General features: G+C 64.3%; 13 protein-coding genes and 1 tRNA gene. 6 read left to right on the top strand and 8 right to left on the bottom strand.

What is annotated here, in order from left to right; all coding sequences use genetic code 11:
• Positions 1–4 precede the first annotated feature (4 nt).
• Positions 5–847: a 23S rRNA (guanosine(2251)-2'-O)-methyltransferase RlmB gene (gene rlmB, locus Q8S60_RS03340; RefSeq protein ID WP_305276778.1), complete on the top strand. Its 843-nt coding sequence runs from the start codon at positions 5–7 to the stop codon at positions 845–847.
• On the opposite strand, the gene Q8S60_RS03335 is transcribed toward rlmB, so the two are convergent.
• Positions 844–1935 (bottom strand): hypothetical protein, encoded by a 1092-nt coding sequence (locus Q8S60_RS03335; protein ID WP_305668366.1) that lies wholly within the window; start codon positions 1933–1935, stop codon positions 844–846. The two genes, rlmB and Q8S60_RS03335, sit on opposite strands and share 4 nt — an antisense overlap.
• 237 nt (positions 1936–2172) lie before the next feature.
• On the opposite strand from Q8S60_RS03335, the gene Q8S60_RS03330 reads away from it, so the two are divergent.
• Positions 2173–2245, top strand: a tRNA-Thr gene (locus tag Q8S60_RS03330).
• Between the two features lie 79 nt (positions 2246–2324).
• Here the strand turns inward: Q8S60_RS03330 and Q8S60_RS03325 are convergent.
• On the bottom strand, positions 2325–2747 hold the full coding sequence (locus Q8S60_RS03325) for a Rap1a/Tai family immunity protein (protein WP_305276776.1): 423 nt from the start codon (positions 2745–2747) through the stop codon (positions 2325–2327).
• 181 nt (positions 2748–2928) lie between these two features.
• Between Q8S60_RS03325 and Q8S60_RS03320 the strand changes: the two genes are divergently transcribed.
• From Q8S60_RS03320 to Q8S60_RS03310, 3 genes are all read left to right on the top strand, one after another.
• Positions 2929–4299, top strand: coding sequence for an aspartate aminotransferase family protein (locus tag Q8S60_RS03320; RefSeq protein WP_305276775.1), 1371 nt, complete (start codon positions 2929–2931; stop codon positions 4297–4299).
• Positions 4300–5667: a glutamine synthetase family protein gene (locus tag Q8S60_RS03315; RefSeq protein ID WP_305276774.1), complete on the top strand. Its 1368-nt coding sequence runs from the start codon at positions 4300–4302 to the stop codon at positions 5665–5667.
• An 88-nt stretch (positions 5668–5755) separates the two neighbouring features.
• The gene (locus tag Q8S60_RS03310) at positions 5756–6313 is read left to right on the top strand and encodes a DUF4142 domain-containing protein (protein WP_305276773.1); all 558 of its coding nucleotides are present in this window, start codon (positions 5756–5758) and stop codon (positions 6311–6313) included.
• 54 nt (positions 6314–6367) lie between these two features.
• Here Q8S60_RS03310 and Q8S60_RS03305 read toward each other — a convergent pair whose 3' ends face one another.
• The 4 genes from Q8S60_RS03305 to Q8S60_RS03290 all read right to left on the bottom strand — a co-directional run bounded on the left by Q8S60_RS03305 (position 6368) and on the right by Q8S60_RS03290 (position 9645).
• Complete coding sequence (locus Q8S60_RS03305) at positions 6368–6802, bottom strand: Rap1a/Tai family immunity protein (RefSeq protein WP_305276772.1); 435 nt, start codon at positions 6800–6802, stop codon at positions 6368–6370.
• A 180-nt stretch (positions 6803–6982) separates the two neighbouring features.
• Positions 6983–7861, bottom strand: coding sequence for an SDR family NAD(P)-dependent oxidoreductase (locus Q8S60_RS03300; RefSeq protein ID WP_305276792.1), 879 nt, complete (start codon positions 7859–7861; stop codon positions 6983–6985).
• Positions 7861–8895, bottom strand: a complete 1035-nt coding sequence (locus Q8S60_RS03295; protein ID WP_305276771.1) for a hypothetical protein — start codon at positions 8893–8895, stop codon at positions 7861–7863. The genes Q8S60_RS03300 and Q8S60_RS03295 overlap by 1 nt, the downstream gene beginning before the upstream one ends.
• 45 nt (positions 8896–8940) lie before the next feature.
• A complete protein-coding gene (locus Q8S60_RS03290; RefSeq protein WP_305276770.1) occupies positions 8941–9645 on the bottom strand; it encodes a TetR/AcrR family transcriptional regulator in 705 nt (234 codons plus the stop codon).
• Between the two features lie 264 nt (positions 9646–9909).
• Here Q8S60_RS03290 and Q8S60_RS03285 point away from each other — a divergent pair, with 264 nt between their 5' ends.
• Positions 9910–10572, top strand: a complete 663-nt coding sequence (locus Q8S60_RS03285) for a class I SAM-dependent methyltransferase (RefSeq protein ID WP_305276768.1) — start codon at positions 9910–9912, stop codon at positions 10570–10572.
• A gap of 3 nt (positions 10573–10575) precedes the next feature.
• On the opposite strand, the gene Q8S60_RS03280 is transcribed toward Q8S60_RS03285, so the two are convergent.
• Entirely contained in the window at positions 10576–11277 is a 702-nt protein-coding gene (locus Q8S60_RS03280; RefSeq protein ID WP_305276767.1) for a helix-turn-helix domain-containing protein, read from the bottom strand.
• A gap of 11 nt (positions 11278–11288) precedes the next feature.
• A complete protein-coding gene (locus Q8S60_RS03275) occupies positions 11289–13628 on the bottom strand; it encodes a xanthine dehydrogenase family protein molybdopterin-binding subunit (protein WP_305276766.1) in 2340 nt (779 codons plus the stop codon).
• Between the last annotated feature and the right edge of the window lie 33 nt (positions 13629–13661).

Below are 13661 nucleotides of genomic sequence, written 5' to 3'. Positions count from 1 at the left end.
GCTCATGAGCCGACGCAAGCAACCCTCTCAATTCTCCAGTTCCGGCCCCTCCAACCCCGGGCCGCGCGGCCGCCATGGCCGTGGGCCGGGTGGCGCCAAAGGCGGCGGCAAGGCCGGAAACGCTGGAACCGACGCTTATCTATATGGTTTTCATGCGGTTTTGGCCGCTTTGGCCAATCCGGCCCGCATGGCCGAGCGCCTCCTGCTGACGCGCAACGCCGAAGCCGAACTGGCCCGTCAGGGCGCCCGCCTTCCCCCGGATCTCCCCGTCCGTCCTGAAATTATGGAGAACGAGGACATCGCCGCCCTGCTTCCCCCCGGCGCCGTCCACCAGGGGATCGCGCTCCGGGCCTCCCCCCTCCCCGACCTCGACGTAGTCGAGGCCTGCGAGGGCACTACCCGCGTCGTGGTGCTCGATCAGGTCACGGACCCGCACAATTTCGGGGCGATTCTCCGCTCCGCCGCCGTTTTCGGCGCCGGCGCGCTCATCACCACGGAACGCAACAGCCCGTCTCTGGGCGGCGCACTCGCCAAGGCGGCCTCGGGAGCACTCGAACTCGTCCGCATCGCCCGCATCACCAACCTCGTCCGCGCCATCGAGAAGCTCAAGGAACTCGGTTTCGAGGTCATCGGCCTCGACGGCGACGGTGAGGCCGCCCTGCCCGAACTGAAACTCTCCCCGCGTGTCGCCCTTGTGCTGGGCGCGGAAGGGGCGGGTCTGCGCCGGCTGACCCGTGAGCATTGCGACATCCTCGCCCGGCTCCCGGCGGCGGGCGGCATGAAGAGCCTCAATGTCTCCAACGCCGCCGCCGTCGCGCTTTACGAGCTTTTCCGCCGGGGCCTCTAGACACCCAGGAAGTTCAGGTTCGCGTTGCAGACCTGCGCAACTTCTCTTGTCGACATGAACCGGCTCAATTCGTCGAACAGCGAGGCCACGCTGCGCGGCGTGCCGCCCGACGTATAGAACAGCCACTTGTTGGCCGCCGCCGCCGAGGGCAGGATCGAGGCCGCCGATGTGGCTGCGGCCGTGTCGCGCGTCTGCACGAGCTTGGCCGCCCCTGCCGGACCGAACACATGCGCCGCATAGAGCTCGCCATGCGCCGGCGAACGGCCGAGCAGCCTCTCCATCGACTTCGCGTTTTCCATGGTGAGTTCGCCCGCCATCAGCGCCGCGGCAGTCGGGTCTGTCCGCAACGCCAGTACTTCCGTCCGCGCCGCGGCGGATACCGGTGTGTAGCTGCCGTTCGCCTGCTTCTTCAGCAGCGCCGCTTCCGCCTCGAGTCCGTGCTTCGGACCATAGGTCCCGAGCATCTGGTACCAGGTCTGCTGGATGAACTGAAACGGCCCCGTCGCGGAGGAGGTCGGCGCCTGCGCGCCAAGTGCCAGCCCGCTTTCGCGCAACGCGATGTGGAGAAGATAGCCCGAGTTGGCGCCTGTCTTTTTCGATGCTTCGACGATGGCGCCGAGAATATCCGGTCCGAGCGAAACCACCGAACGCTCGACAGCCTCCGGCTCGGGTACGGATGCGGGCGCGGGCGGCGGCGCGGCCATGGCCTGTTCCGCCGTTTCCGCAGCACGCTTTTCCTCCTCGCGGTAGAGTTCCGTAACGGCCTTGGCGATGGCGTCGACATCTTCGGGCGCAAGTCGGCGCTCTTCCCGCCGTCTTTCCCGCGCTTCCCGCGCCGCCTGCCTTTCGGCGCGCTCCGTTTCCACGACGCTGCGCGCCGCGACCGCAGCCGCCGCCTCGCTCGAGACGAGGGCGGTCAGCGACTGCACATCTTCGATCAGCGCGCCATCCTCGGCATAACTCACGAGATCGCGCACCGGCCCGATGCTCATCAGCGCCTTTCCGCTTCTTTCCAGCGCGGACTGTCCGTTGTCGGACGTCACGCTATCCCAGATCAGCAGGCCGGCGAGCAGAATTGCGATTCTCATCCACATGACTCAGCGCTCCTTTTTGGCGGCGGGAGCGGCTCCCTGCCAAAAAACGGGGGAACCTAACTCGCCAGCGCCCCCACAAGCTGAGTCAACCTAGATTATGGAGCTTGAACCCAATATGAGACACCCGTTCACCTGAGGTTAACCAAAAAGACGGCGGAAACCCGCCATTTACCCGCCAGACAAGCTTTGCTTGCCGTGGCATCGCCTCGCAACTATCTTCCGCGCACGGTCGCCCTTGTAGCTCAGTTGGTAGAGCACCTGATTTGTAATCAGGGGGTCACGGGTTCGAATCCTGTCGGGGGCACCGTTTCTTCGCTTTTCGGTGAGTTACGCTGTCTCGCACAAGGAACTGTGCGACCGAAGCGATGCCCCCATCCGGACTATTATTGCTCGGGGCAGGGATAGTTTGCCGCCAGCGTGCGCGCGCCCATCTCGAAGGCCGAGCGTTCGTAAAGCTCCGGATGCTCCGGCGCATAAGACGTCACCTGCTCGGCGAAGGTTGCATAGGCAAGCTTCTCGGGCAGCCTGAAACAAACCTCCTCGTCCATGCCCGGGCCGAGCCGTCGCACGATCATCGGCGCGCCTTTGTCGACCGATCCATAGACCCCCGCGACAAGCCCCGCCAGGAACTGATGGCAGGAGGCCCGCGCAATCCGATCGTCCGCTGCGGCACCATTGCCGATGGCAACCGTACAGGCCGAAACAAGCTCCGCACCGGTCGTGATGCGTGGCGTCTGTGCCAGCGCGGCGCCGGACAGCATGGCGGCGGCCATCGTAAAGACGGTGATTTTCTTGAGCATTTTCATCCGAAATTCCTCCTCACGTTGATCGGTGAACCATCCTTCCATCGGCTTCGCTCTCCCCACACGTCGCCGCTTGTCGCGCGTCCATTGGGCGCAGCCCACCCCTGGAGCGCGCCACCCCGCCTCTAGGCGGCGCCGCGGGCTTGAGCTAAAGAAACCTGTCTTGCCTCTCTGGAGCTTTCCCATGTCCATGCCGCCCGAAATCAGGCAGCGCGCCGGAGCCCTGATCGCTGCCGAGCGTACACGTTTCGCAGAACGGCATCCACGCTCCCGGCAAATGGCGGCGGAAGCGGGCGCGCATTTCCCCGGCGGCGTGCCGCTCCACTGGATGCTCGACTGGGAAACACCCTTCCCGCTTTTCGTGCGTGAAGCGAAAGGTTCGACCGTCACCGACGTCGACGGCCACGCCTATTCCGATTTCTGTCTCGGCGACACGGGTGCCATGTTCGGCCACTCCCCCGCACCGGTCGCGAAGGCAATCGCGGAACAGGCGGCGCGCGGACTGACGGCCATGCTCCCGTCCGATCTGACGGCCCAGGTCGGCGCGCTCCTCGCCGCGCGCTTCGGGCTCCCCTTCTGGCAGGTGACGGCGACTGCGAGCGACGCAAACCGCGCCGTCGTCCGCTGGGCGCGCGCGCTGACGAACCGGCCGAAAATTCTCGTCTTCGACGGCTGCTATCACGGCCAGATCGAAGACGCGTTCGTGAAGCTCGACGGCGAAACCACGAAAATGAAACCGGGCCTTCTCGGTCAGGTAACGGACATCGCCGCAACGAGCGTCGCCGCACCCTTCAACGATCTCGATGCCGTCGAAAAACTTCTGGCGGCGGGCGACGTCGCGCTCATCCTCACCGAGCCCGCACTCACCAACACGGCGATGGTGCTGCCGAAGCCGGGTTTCATCGAGGACCTCATCGCGGCCGCGCATCGTCACGGCACGCTTCTCTGCCTCGACGAAACGCATACCGTCTCGACCGGCCCCGGCGGCTTCACCCGCGCGCACGGTCTCGCGCCGGACTTCTTCGTCCTCGGCAAGCCCGTCGCCGGCGGCCTTCCCGCCGCCGTCTTCGGCTTCACCGCGAAAGTCGAAGCCGATATGCGCCGCGTCCTCGAAACCAGAACGCCCGGCTATTCCGGCATCGGCACGACGCTCTCCGGCAACATGCTCGCTCTTGCCGCCATGCGCGCCTGCCTCGAGGAGGTGATGACGCCGGAGAACTACATTCACATGACGGCGCTCGCCGCGCGTCTCGCCGAGGGAATGCGCGCCGCCGTGCTTCGCCGCAAATTGCCGTGGACCGTCACCCAGCTCGGCGCGCGCGCCGAACTCGTCTTCTCCGAACGCCCTCTCGAAAATGGCGCGGAAGCCGCCGCCGCCATCGACCACGAGGTCGAGCGCGCAATCCATCTTTTCCTGCTGAACCGGAACGTGCTGGTCACGCCGTTCCACAACATGACGCTCGTCGCACCGACGACGGCCGAAGCCGATGTCGAAAACCTTGTCGCCCGTTTCGGCGAGGCTTTGTCGATACTCTGCGGCGAAGGAGAAATCTGAATGACGCGCGCGAACGAAAAGGAAGCGGTGGAGTTTCTTGCCACCCATCCGGAAACGGTCCAGATACAGGCTTTTCTTACCGATCCCTCCGGCGTCGCGCGCGGCAAGGTGCTGCGCCCCGAGGAACTCCTCCCCGCCTACCGCGACGGGCGGCCGCTGCCCTGCTCCATCCAGTCGCTCGACATGCTGGGCGCCGACGTTCTCGAAACCGGCCTCGTCTGGGATGAAGGCGACAGCGACCGCCCCTGCTATCCCGTTGCCGGCACGATCACCCATGCCCCGTGGCACGAAGTGCCGACCGCGCAATTGATCCTTGCCTCCTACGAGCGCGACGGTTCGCCGACACCGGCCGACCCGCGCCATGCGCTCGCGCGTACCGTCGCCGCGCTGGAAGCGAAAGGCCTCACGCCGGTCGTCGCCATCGAGCTGGAATTCTATCTGATCGACCGCGATATCGCTCAGTCGGGAAAGCCGAAACCGCCCGCCGCGCCAAACGGTTTCGCGCCCGCGCACCTGCAGGCCTACCTCATGCAGGACCTCGAGGACTTCGCTCCCTTCCTGAACGACGTCTTCGCCGGCGCAAAAAAGATGGGCCTGCCCGCCCGCACGCTCATCTCCGAATACGCCCCCGGACAGTTCGAGATCGTGCTCGCGCACCGCCCCGATGCGATGCGCGCTGCCGACGACGCTGTTCTCTACAAGCGTCTCGTCAAAGGCGTCGCGGATCGCCATGGCTATGTCGCAACATTCATGGCGAAGCCCTACGCGGAAATATCCGGCAGCGGCATGCACGTCCATGTCTCGCTCGCGGATGACACAAACGAAAACCTGTTCGCCGGCGATGGCCTTGAGCTTACGCCGCACCTTCGCCACGCCATCGGCGGCCTCGAAGCAACCATGGCCGAGAGCATGGCGATCTTCGCCCCCAACGCCAATTCCTTCCGCCGCTTCCGCCGCAACACCTACGCGCCGCTGACACCCGCATGGGCCTTCGACAATCGTTCCGTGCCGCTCCGCATAACGTCAGGAAAGCCCGAGACGCGCCACCTGGAACACCGCGTCTGCGGCGCCGACGCCAACCCTTATGTTGCGCTTGCCGCCGTACTCGCCGGAATGGCGGAAGGCATCGGCAAGAAGATCGAACCGAGCGACCCCGTTATCGGCGACGGTTACCGGCGCGAGACGGAACCGACCCTGCCGATGAACTGGTGGAAAGCTCTCGAGGTTGCACGCGGTTCCACGTTCCTGCGAGAGCATCTGGGAGAGGAATTCGCGAATATTTTTCTCACCATCAAGGAAGCGGAATGCGACCGCTTCTTTGCGGCGATAACCGACCTCGACTTCGACTGGTATCTCCGCAACGCCTGATTCCGGTGGCAGGCAGACGGAACCAACGGCACGAACCGATGGTTAAGTGTTCTCAATGAGGAAATGTCCTCTGCAAAAGGAGAACACCATGCCGATAAAGACACACACGGCTGTTGCTGCCGCTCTCCTGGCTCTTGCCCCGCTTTCCGCCATGCCGCTGGCGGCGCAGAACGCCGCACCCGGAATGGCTGAGGAAATGAAGGAGCTTTCCACGGAGGCATACGTCCAGAAAGCCGCCGTCAGCGATCTTTTCGAAATTCAGTCGAGCCAGATCGCGCTTGAAAAATCCGGCAATGACGACGTCAAAAATTTCGCGGAAATGATGGTGGCGGATCACACGGCATCGTCCGAGAAGCTGAAGACCGCCGTCTCGGAAGGAGAAACCGGCGCTCAGCTTCCGACGTCTCTCGACGACGAGCACGAAGCCAAACTCCAGCAGCTTCGCGACGCGGAAGACGAGGAATTCGACAGCCTGTACCTGACAATGCAGGAGGAAGGCCACGAAAAGGCGCTCATGCTGCATCGCAGCTATGCCGCCAACGGCGGCGACGCCGCCTTGCGGGAGGTCGCCACAAGCGTGGTGCCGGTGATCGAAGGTCATTACGAGGAAGTGAAAACCCTGCGTGAGAACGCGGACGCTTCCTGATTGCTGCCGGTGGAGCAAAGCCGCAACGCCGGATCCGGCGCTGCGGCTTTGTCTTTATGGCCGACCGCGCATTTCGTCTTCGCTGCACGGATAGGCCTGTTCAAGTGCGCGCGCCGCGAGTTCATAGGCCGGCCGCCGCACCATGCCCGGGTTCCTTTCCGAATAGGACGTCACCTGTCGTGCGAACTCCGCGAACGGCAGGCTGTCCGGCAACTGGAAACACGCTTGCTCCTTTTCGTCCGGACCCAGCCGCTCCGCCCGGAAGGGCTGGCCGATCGTCAACGTGTCCTTCTGTGCCATGATCATGTTCACGAGGAAATTCTTGCAGCGCTCGCCTTCGGAGCCCGCCGAGGTCCCCTCTGCGAGCAGCGCCGTGCATGTATCGACGAGATCCTTTCCGTCCTCCACATCCGTTGCCGCCCACGCCCCACCGGCGGCAAGCACGACCGCAAGTATCGTTCCGAAAGCCAGACTGGCCCGCTTCTTCATATTGTTTCTCCTCGCTGGCCCCGAAAGCCCCGGCGTTATTCTACCTAATGCAGTCATGGCGCCGGTCAAGTCGCGCAACATGACAAAAAGGAAAGGCCGCCCGTATAGAGCGGCCCTCCGTCTCCGGAAAATGATGCTCGCAGAATATTTCCGCGCACCTTTCCATCCGTTTGTCTTCGTTCAGTCGAAGACGTTGATCGCACTCGGCGTCTTGTAGCCCGTCCCGGCCAGCGCCGGGCTTTCGCCGGCCCGCGCGAATGCCGCCATGATCTTGCGGGCGCGCTCCTCGAACAGGGGCGCCATGTCGGGATGCGTAAAGATGTAGAGTTCGTTCGCCTGCACCGCTTCCAGCACCCGCGCGCCGACACGTTCAGGGTCGATCCCGCCAAGCACGAGCTGCTTCGCGGCCTCCGCCCGTTCCGCATCGCGCACATCGGCAGCCGGCCCGAACTTCTCCTGCCGTGCCCGCCCGCTCTCGTGAATGCGCGTCCGCACGAAGCCGGGGCAAAGCACGGATACACCGATATTTTCCGGCGCAAGCTGTCCCGCCCATCCCTCCGACATGCCCACCACGGCATATTTGGATGCCGTGTAGGGCTCCATGCCGGGAATGGAAATCATGCCGGCCATCGAGGCCGTATTGACGAAATGCCCGCCCTCGCCATGCGCGCGGATATGCGGCAGGAAGGCTTCCGTGCCATAGACGACGCCCATCAGGTTGACAGCGATCGTCCAGTCCCAGTCGCCAGGTTTCAGCGTACCGATCGGTCCGCCTGCGCCCACGCCCGCATTGTTGCAGACGACGTGCACCTTGCCGAAGGTAGAGACGGTCTCTTCCGCCGCCTGCTCCAGCGACTTCCGTTCGGCAACGTCGCAGCGCACGCCCGCCGCCTTGATCTGCCGCTCGTTCAGCTCCGCCACCGCGGCGCCGAGATCGTCCTCGTTGATGTCGGCCAGCATCACGTTCATGCCGGCCGCACCGAAAGCCTTTGCCATCGAAAAACCGATGCCGCTGGCGCCGCCAGTGACGAAGGCGGTCTTGCCCTGCAGGTCGCGCATCACGCCGCCTTTCTCGCTTCTTCCAGCGCGTCGAACTCGGCGAAGAGCCGCCCGCCATCCGGCGCCTTGGCCAGTCCGGCCCGTATCGCCTCGCGCGTCTGTTCGCGCGAGAAATCGGCCTGCGTCACCGAATGCCAGTGCACCATGCCTTCCCAGATCGGATCGATCAGGTCCTTGCCCTTCACCGTGCCGCCATCGACGGACTTGAAGGTGAAGCTCCGCATCTCCGAAATCGCCGTTTGCAGATAGCCGACATGGATCGCCTCGTCGGTGCGAATGCGCTCCACCATTTCCGCCGCATGCCGCGCATCCGCCCGCCGGTCGGGGAAAGCATCGGGATCGCGCATGATCTCGCAGCAGAATGCGAAGAAGCTCTCCGCCCGCACCTCGATCATCAGCACGTTCATCAGCAGAAGGATGAGCTGTTCGAAACCCGCCGGAAGCTGCGGCATCAGCCGCCCCGTATCCGGCCGCCCGATGTTCTCCGGTATTTCCGGCAGCGGGTAGCGGTCCTTGCCGAAGCAGAGATCGCGCGCCGCATACCACATCTGGTCATGCGCGCCGTATTCCGGCTCCGCCGGGTCGCCGCCCTCGTCCGCGCCATGCGCATAGAGCAGCCCCTTGTGCAGATGCCCGGTGCAGGTCTGCGAAATGTCGTCTTCGATGATCGCCTGGAAATCCGGCGCCTGCAGGTCGCAAAGCGCCCGGCCCCGCGCCTCGATCACGCCGGTAATGGTCAGCGAATTCCAAAGCGACTGCCCGATGCCGTGGGCGAGCAGGAATTTCTCCTGCGGAATATTCGGATAGTTGCTGCGCTTGAGCAGTTGCACCGTCGCGTCGATCAGCGGCCAGCCATTCGCCGTCAGCGCACCCTGCCACGCCTTCACCGCCGGCCAGCGGTGTAGAACCCGCGGCGAAACGTAAGTGCCGTCCGCCAGAAAACCGCCATGCAGCTTGTAGCCTGCCTCCTCATGCGGCTTCGCATAGTCGTGCGAGGCCATCAGCTCGTCTCGTGTATAGGAGAGCTTCGCCATTCCCGTTTTCCTCCGCTCGGCCTCTTTTGTGCCGTTTGTGTTGCGTTATTTCTTCAGCGCACGAACGAAAAGCCGCGCCATTCCTTCGATCATGTCCGGCCGCTCGATCCTGCGGCGATGGCCATAGGCCCCGCCCTGCTTGATCGCGCCGACGATGAGATAGCCCGCCAGTTTCGTGTCGAGTTCGGCGAAGGCCTCGCCTGTTTCCTTCCAGCGGTCCATGAGCTGCGCCCACACATCCGCCCAGCGGTCCACCGGCATCTTCTTTCCGGTATCGCCGGTCGAGATGACGCTGACATCGGTCAGCGCCGCGGCGAGCACGCCTGGATTCTCGTCCGAATATTCGAAGATGGCGGTAAGCAGTTCGCGAATACCCTCGTCCAGCGAACCGGCCACCGCATGATGCGTTTCCACGAACACGTGGAGCTCATCCGCCGCCTCCTCCGTGAAGGCGAGGAAGCAGTCGAGCTTGTCTTCGAAATGGAGATAGAACGTGCCGTGGCCGACGCCGGCCTCGCGCGAAATGTCCTGCGGCCGCGTCTCGTGGTAGCCGCGCTCGACAAAGAGCTTCCGCGCCGCCGCCATCAGCTTGCGGCGGCTTTCAAGCTTGCGTTTGGCCGCGCCGGACAGCACAGCCGGTTCCCCGGCTTCCGCTTCGTAAGCGGCAGCGGCGTCGTCCTTGTCCTGATGGTCCAGAATGGCCGCTTCGGCGGCTTCTCGGGTTCTGGCGCCCGCTTCCTCTGTGTTCATGCAAGAAAGCTTGGACCAAAATGACAAAATGTCAACAAAACAGGATGAAAAGTGAGGGTATTTTTTCGGCCCCGCATTTTGGTCCTTCAGTCCGAAGCGCTGAGCGGCCGGGATGCCGTGGAAATCCGCCAGCGCCAGCGCATAGGCCGCGCGCCTGCCTGCATGACGTGAGACAAGACTCACCCGCGGATGTGCGCGGCAGCGTTTCGTTCAAGACCCCGGTTTCCGCCGTCCCTAGTTTGAGGGCGAACAGGGAGACCCGTCATGACATCCAAACGCGAATTCGTACCTGCCCTCGGCAAGGCAGAATTCACAAACAGCTACGACAAGGTCATTGCCGTGATGACGCGCGAAAAGCGCTGGCGGCCGCTCGTCGCGAAAGCACTGGCGCTGGCGCCCGGCGAGATCGTGGTCGATATCGGTGCGGGCACGGGCAGTCAGGCCGTGCTGCTGAAGTCGCAGACGCCGGGCATCCGCATGATCGCAATCGACCCTGACCCGCAGGTCCTTGCCATTGCCCGCGCCAAGGCGAAGGCAGCGAACGTCGCAATGGAATGGCACGAGGGCTTCGGCGACGAGGCGCATGACCATCTCGGTGAACGCTTTGCCGACGCCGTCGTATCGAGCCTCGTGCTGCACCAATGCCCGATGGACGTGAAGTCGGGCATCCTCGTCTCCGCCTTCCGGATGCTGAAGCCCGGCGGCCGTCTCGTCATCGCCGACTACGGCTTGCAGCGTACTTTTTTGATGCGGGCGCTTTTCCGGCAAGTGCAAATGGCCGACGGGTTTGAATATACGCAGCCCAACGCCGACGGCATCTTGAGTGAACTGATCCCCGCTGCCGGATTTGCCGGACTGGAAGAACGTCACGTCTTCCCGACACATACCGGTTCGATCAGCATCTACTGTGCCAGGAAGCCCGCCTGACGCCTACATCAGCGTCTCTGCCGCAACGCGCGGGGTAACCCCGAACATGCGCCGCATGGTACGGGCGAAATGCGCCTGATCGGCAAAGCCGCCCGCTGCCGCCGCATCCGCAAGCGATGCACCGGCCGCGACCGCGCGCGAGGCCCGGCCAAGCTTCTGCCAGAGCAACCATTGCGAAAGTGCTATCCCGAGTTCCGCTCGCGCAAGCTCCCTCAATCGCGGCGCCGAAAGTCCGGCCGCCTTTGCCGCCGCACCGATCGCGCTCCCATCGCCTTCTCTCGCGCGCAGAAAGGAAAGCGCCGCCGAAAGTCTTAGATCGGGCGCCTCTGGCCGGCCTATATCGAGAAACTCGGAAAGCGCGGCAATAGCGTTTTCCGGCTCGATCGCGGACAGGGCCATCGCAAGATTTTCCGGAAGCTCTGCAATCTCGTCGCCTATCCGGCGTCGAAGCACCCGGCCGAGCGGTGATTCAGCTTCGATGTAGAAGGCCACGACGTCCCCGTTCGCTCGCAGGAACTCATGCGGCACCATGGAAGGAACGGCCACGACACGCGCATTGATTTCGCTCTCGCGGCTGCGCATCGCGATGCCGCAATCCACGCCCGCCGCAATCTGGATGGCGGCATGGCGATGCGGTGAGTTGACATCCGTTCGTCCGCGATAGACGGCCCAGCCATCGCCGAACTCGAACCGCCCCTCCCACACTGTCTTGTCTCCTACTCCGCCGCGCTTCGCCCGCCCCGCACGATGTTCCACAGTTTCAGCGGCGTCACCGGCATGTCGATTTCCTCGACCCCATAGGGCTTCAGCGCATCGATCACCGCATTGATGAACGCCGCCGGCGCGCCGACCGTCCCGGCTTCGCCCGCGCCCTTCACGCCGAGCGCGTTCGATCTCGCCGGTATCTCGTTGTAGCTCACATCGAAATGCGGAAAGTCGCCCGCGCGCGGCATCCAGTAATCCATGAAGGAGCCGGTCACGAGCTGGCCGTTCGCGTCGTAGACCGCATGCTCGCCCATCGCCTGGCCGAGCCCTTGCACGATACCGCCATGCACCTGCCCTGCCACCAGCATCGGGTTGAGGATCTGGCCGAAATCGTCCACCGCCGTGAACCGCACGACATGATAGACGCCGGTATCCGTATCGATCTCCACTTCGCAGATATGCGCGCCGTTCGGGAACGTGTTGCCCTTCTGCGAATATTCGCCGTCGCCCGCGAACTCGCCGAGATCGGCCTGCCCCTCCGCGAGCCGCGCCACCGCGAAAAGATCGATCGTCCTGTCCGTGCCCGCCACCGCGAACACAGGCTCGCCGTCCGCGCCGCGATACTCGATGTCGGCCTTCGCCGCTTCAAGCTCGTTCGCCGCGATCTCGCGGCCCTTCTCGATCAGCTTGTCGCCCGCGTCGGAAATCGCGCCCGACACCATGTAGACAGCCTTCGATCCGCCCGTGCCCGCACCGCCCGGCAACACGTCCGAGTCGCCGAGATGCACCTTGATCTTTTCCGCTTCCACGCCGAGCCGCGACGAGATGAGCTGCGTCCACGCCGTCTCGTGGCCCTGCCCGTTCGTCTGCTGTCCGGTCCAGACATGCACGATGCCGTCCTTCCCGTCGACCGCGATGCGCGCATAATCGGTCATGCCCGCCGCCGTCCGCTCCACGTAATAGCTGTAGCCGAGCCCGAGCAGCTTGCCTTCTTTCGCCGCCGCCGCGCGCCGCGTCTCGAAGCCGGTCACATCCGCACGCTTCATCGCATCGTTGAGATTGCGTTCGAAATCGCCGGAGTCGAAAGGCAGCGACGGCGGTGCATTGAGCGGCATTGCGCTCGGCGGCACGAAATTGCGCCGGCGGATTTCGTCCGGCGCAAGGTTCATCTCCCGCGCCGCCTTCTCCATCAGCCGTTCGATCACATAGGAAGCTTCCGGCCGCCCCGCCCCGCGATAGGCGTCCACCGGCACCGTGTTCGTATAGACCGCACGCACGCGATTATGCATCGCCGGCACCATATAGACGCCGACATGCATGCCGCGCGGCGCGAGCGAGGGAATGAACGGCCCGAACTGGCTCTGATAGGCGCCGAGATTGGCGATGGTCGACACCTGCACGGCAAGTATCTTCCCGTCCTTGTCGAGCGCCACCGCCGCTTCCGTCACATGGTCGCGTCCCTGGCTGTCCGTGACGAAACTGTCGGAGCGGTCCGCCGTCCACTTCACCGGCCGGCCTGTCAGCTTCGACGCATAAAGCACCAGCGGATATTCGGGATAGACGAAGGTCTTCATGCCGAAGCCGCCGCCCACGTCTTCCGTCACCACGCGCAACTTCTCGACCGGAATCTTGAGCGAGTACTGCGCGATATAATTGCGCATCGAATGCACGCCCTGGCTGCCGGTATAGAGCGTGTAGTGGTCGCGGTCCGCCTCGTAATGTCCGAGCGCCGCGCGCGGCTCCATCGCGTTCACGACGATGCGATTGTTGATGAGCTTGATCCGCGTCACGTGATGCGCGGCCTTCAATCCCTCTTCCACTTTCGCGGCGTCGCCGATCTCCCAGTCATAGGCAAGGTTGCTGCCGTTCTCCTCCCAGATCACCGGCGCGCCATCGGCAATGGCGCCCGCCGTATCCGCGACCGACGGCAGATCGTCATAGTCGATGATGAGAAGCTCCGCCGCGTCGCGCGCCTGCGCCGCCGTCTCGGCAACGATCACCGCCACCGTGTCGCCGACATGGCGCACCCGGTCCCGCGAGATCAGGTTGCGCACCGTCTTGAAGATCGGCGTGCCGTCCTTGTTCTTCAGCATGTCCGCCGCCGGGCTCGCGACGATGCCGAGCCCCGCCGCTTCCGCGTCCGCGCCGGTGATGACCGCGATCACGCCCGGCGCCGCCTTCGCGTCTTCCGTGTCGATGCCGGTGATGACGGCATGGGCCCGCGGGCTCCGCACCATGAAGGCATGCGCCTCGTTCGGCAGCGAAATGTCGTCGGTGAACCGCCCCTTGCCCGAAATCAGCCGCATGTCCTCGACGCGTCGCGCCGGCTGCCCCACACCGAACTTCACCATGAATGGACCTCTTTCAATGCGTGACGGATGCGG

It is taken from the genome of Parvibaculum sp. (assembly GCF_030694575.1).
In the GTDB taxonomy this organism is placed as follows: Bacteria; Pseudomonadota; Alphaproteobacteria; order Parvibaculales; family Parvibaculaceae; genus Parvibaculum.
This window is presented reverse-complemented; position numbering and strand designations above follow the sequence as displayed.

What these genes read in the sequence shown, in the direction of transcription:
- rlmB (WP_305276778.1), top strand. Translation starts at nt 5, where the DNA reads ATGAGCCGACGCAAGCAACCCTCTCAATTCTCCAGTTCCGGCCCCTCC.
- Q8S60_RS03335 (WP_305668366.1), bottom strand. Translation starts at nt 1,935, where the DNA reads ATGAGAATCGCAATTCTGCTCGCCGGCCTGCTGATCTGGGATAGCGTG.
- Q8S60_RS03325 (WP_305276776.1), bottom strand. Translation starts at nt 2,747, where the DNA reads ATGAAAATGCTCAAGAAAATCACCGTCTTTACGATGGCCGCCGCCATG.
- Q8S60_RS03320 (WP_305276775.1), top strand. Translation starts at nt 2,929, where the DNA reads ATGTCCATGCCGCCCGAAATCAGGCAGCGCGCCGGAGCCCTGATCGCT.
- Q8S60_RS03315 (WP_305276774.1), top strand. Translation starts at nt 4,300, where the DNA reads ATGACGCGCGCGAACGAAAAGGAAGCGGTGGAGTTTCTTGCCACCCAT.
- Q8S60_RS03310 (WP_305276773.1), top strand. Translation starts at nt 5,756, where the DNA reads ATGCCGATAAAGACACACACGGCTGTTGCTGCCGCTCTCCTGGCTCTT.
- Q8S60_RS03305 (WP_305276772.1), bottom strand. Translation starts at nt 6,802, where the DNA reads ATGAAGAAGCGGGCCAGTCTGGCTTTCGGAACGATACTTGCGGTCGTG.
- Q8S60_RS03300 (WP_305276792.1), bottom strand. Translation starts at nt 7,861, where the DNA reads ATGCGCGACCTGCAGGGCAAGACCGCCTTCGTCACTGGCGGCGCCAGC.
- Q8S60_RS03295 (WP_305276771.1), bottom strand. Translation starts at nt 8,895, where the DNA reads ATGGCGAAGCTCTCCTATACACGAGACGAGCTGATGGCCTCGCACGAC.
- Q8S60_RS03290 (WP_305276770.1), bottom strand. Translation starts at nt 9,645, where the DNA reads ATGAACACAGAGGAAGCGGGCGCCAGAACCCGAGAAGCCGCCGAAGCG.
- Q8S60_RS03285 (WP_305276768.1), top strand. Translation starts at nt 9,910, where the DNA reads ATGACATCCAAACGCGAATTCGTACCTGCCCTCGGCAAGGCAGAATTC.
- Q8S60_RS03275 (WP_305276766.1), bottom strand. Translation starts at nt 13,628, where the DNA reads ATGGTGAAGTTCGGTGTGGGGCAGCCGGCGCGACGCGTCGAGGACATG.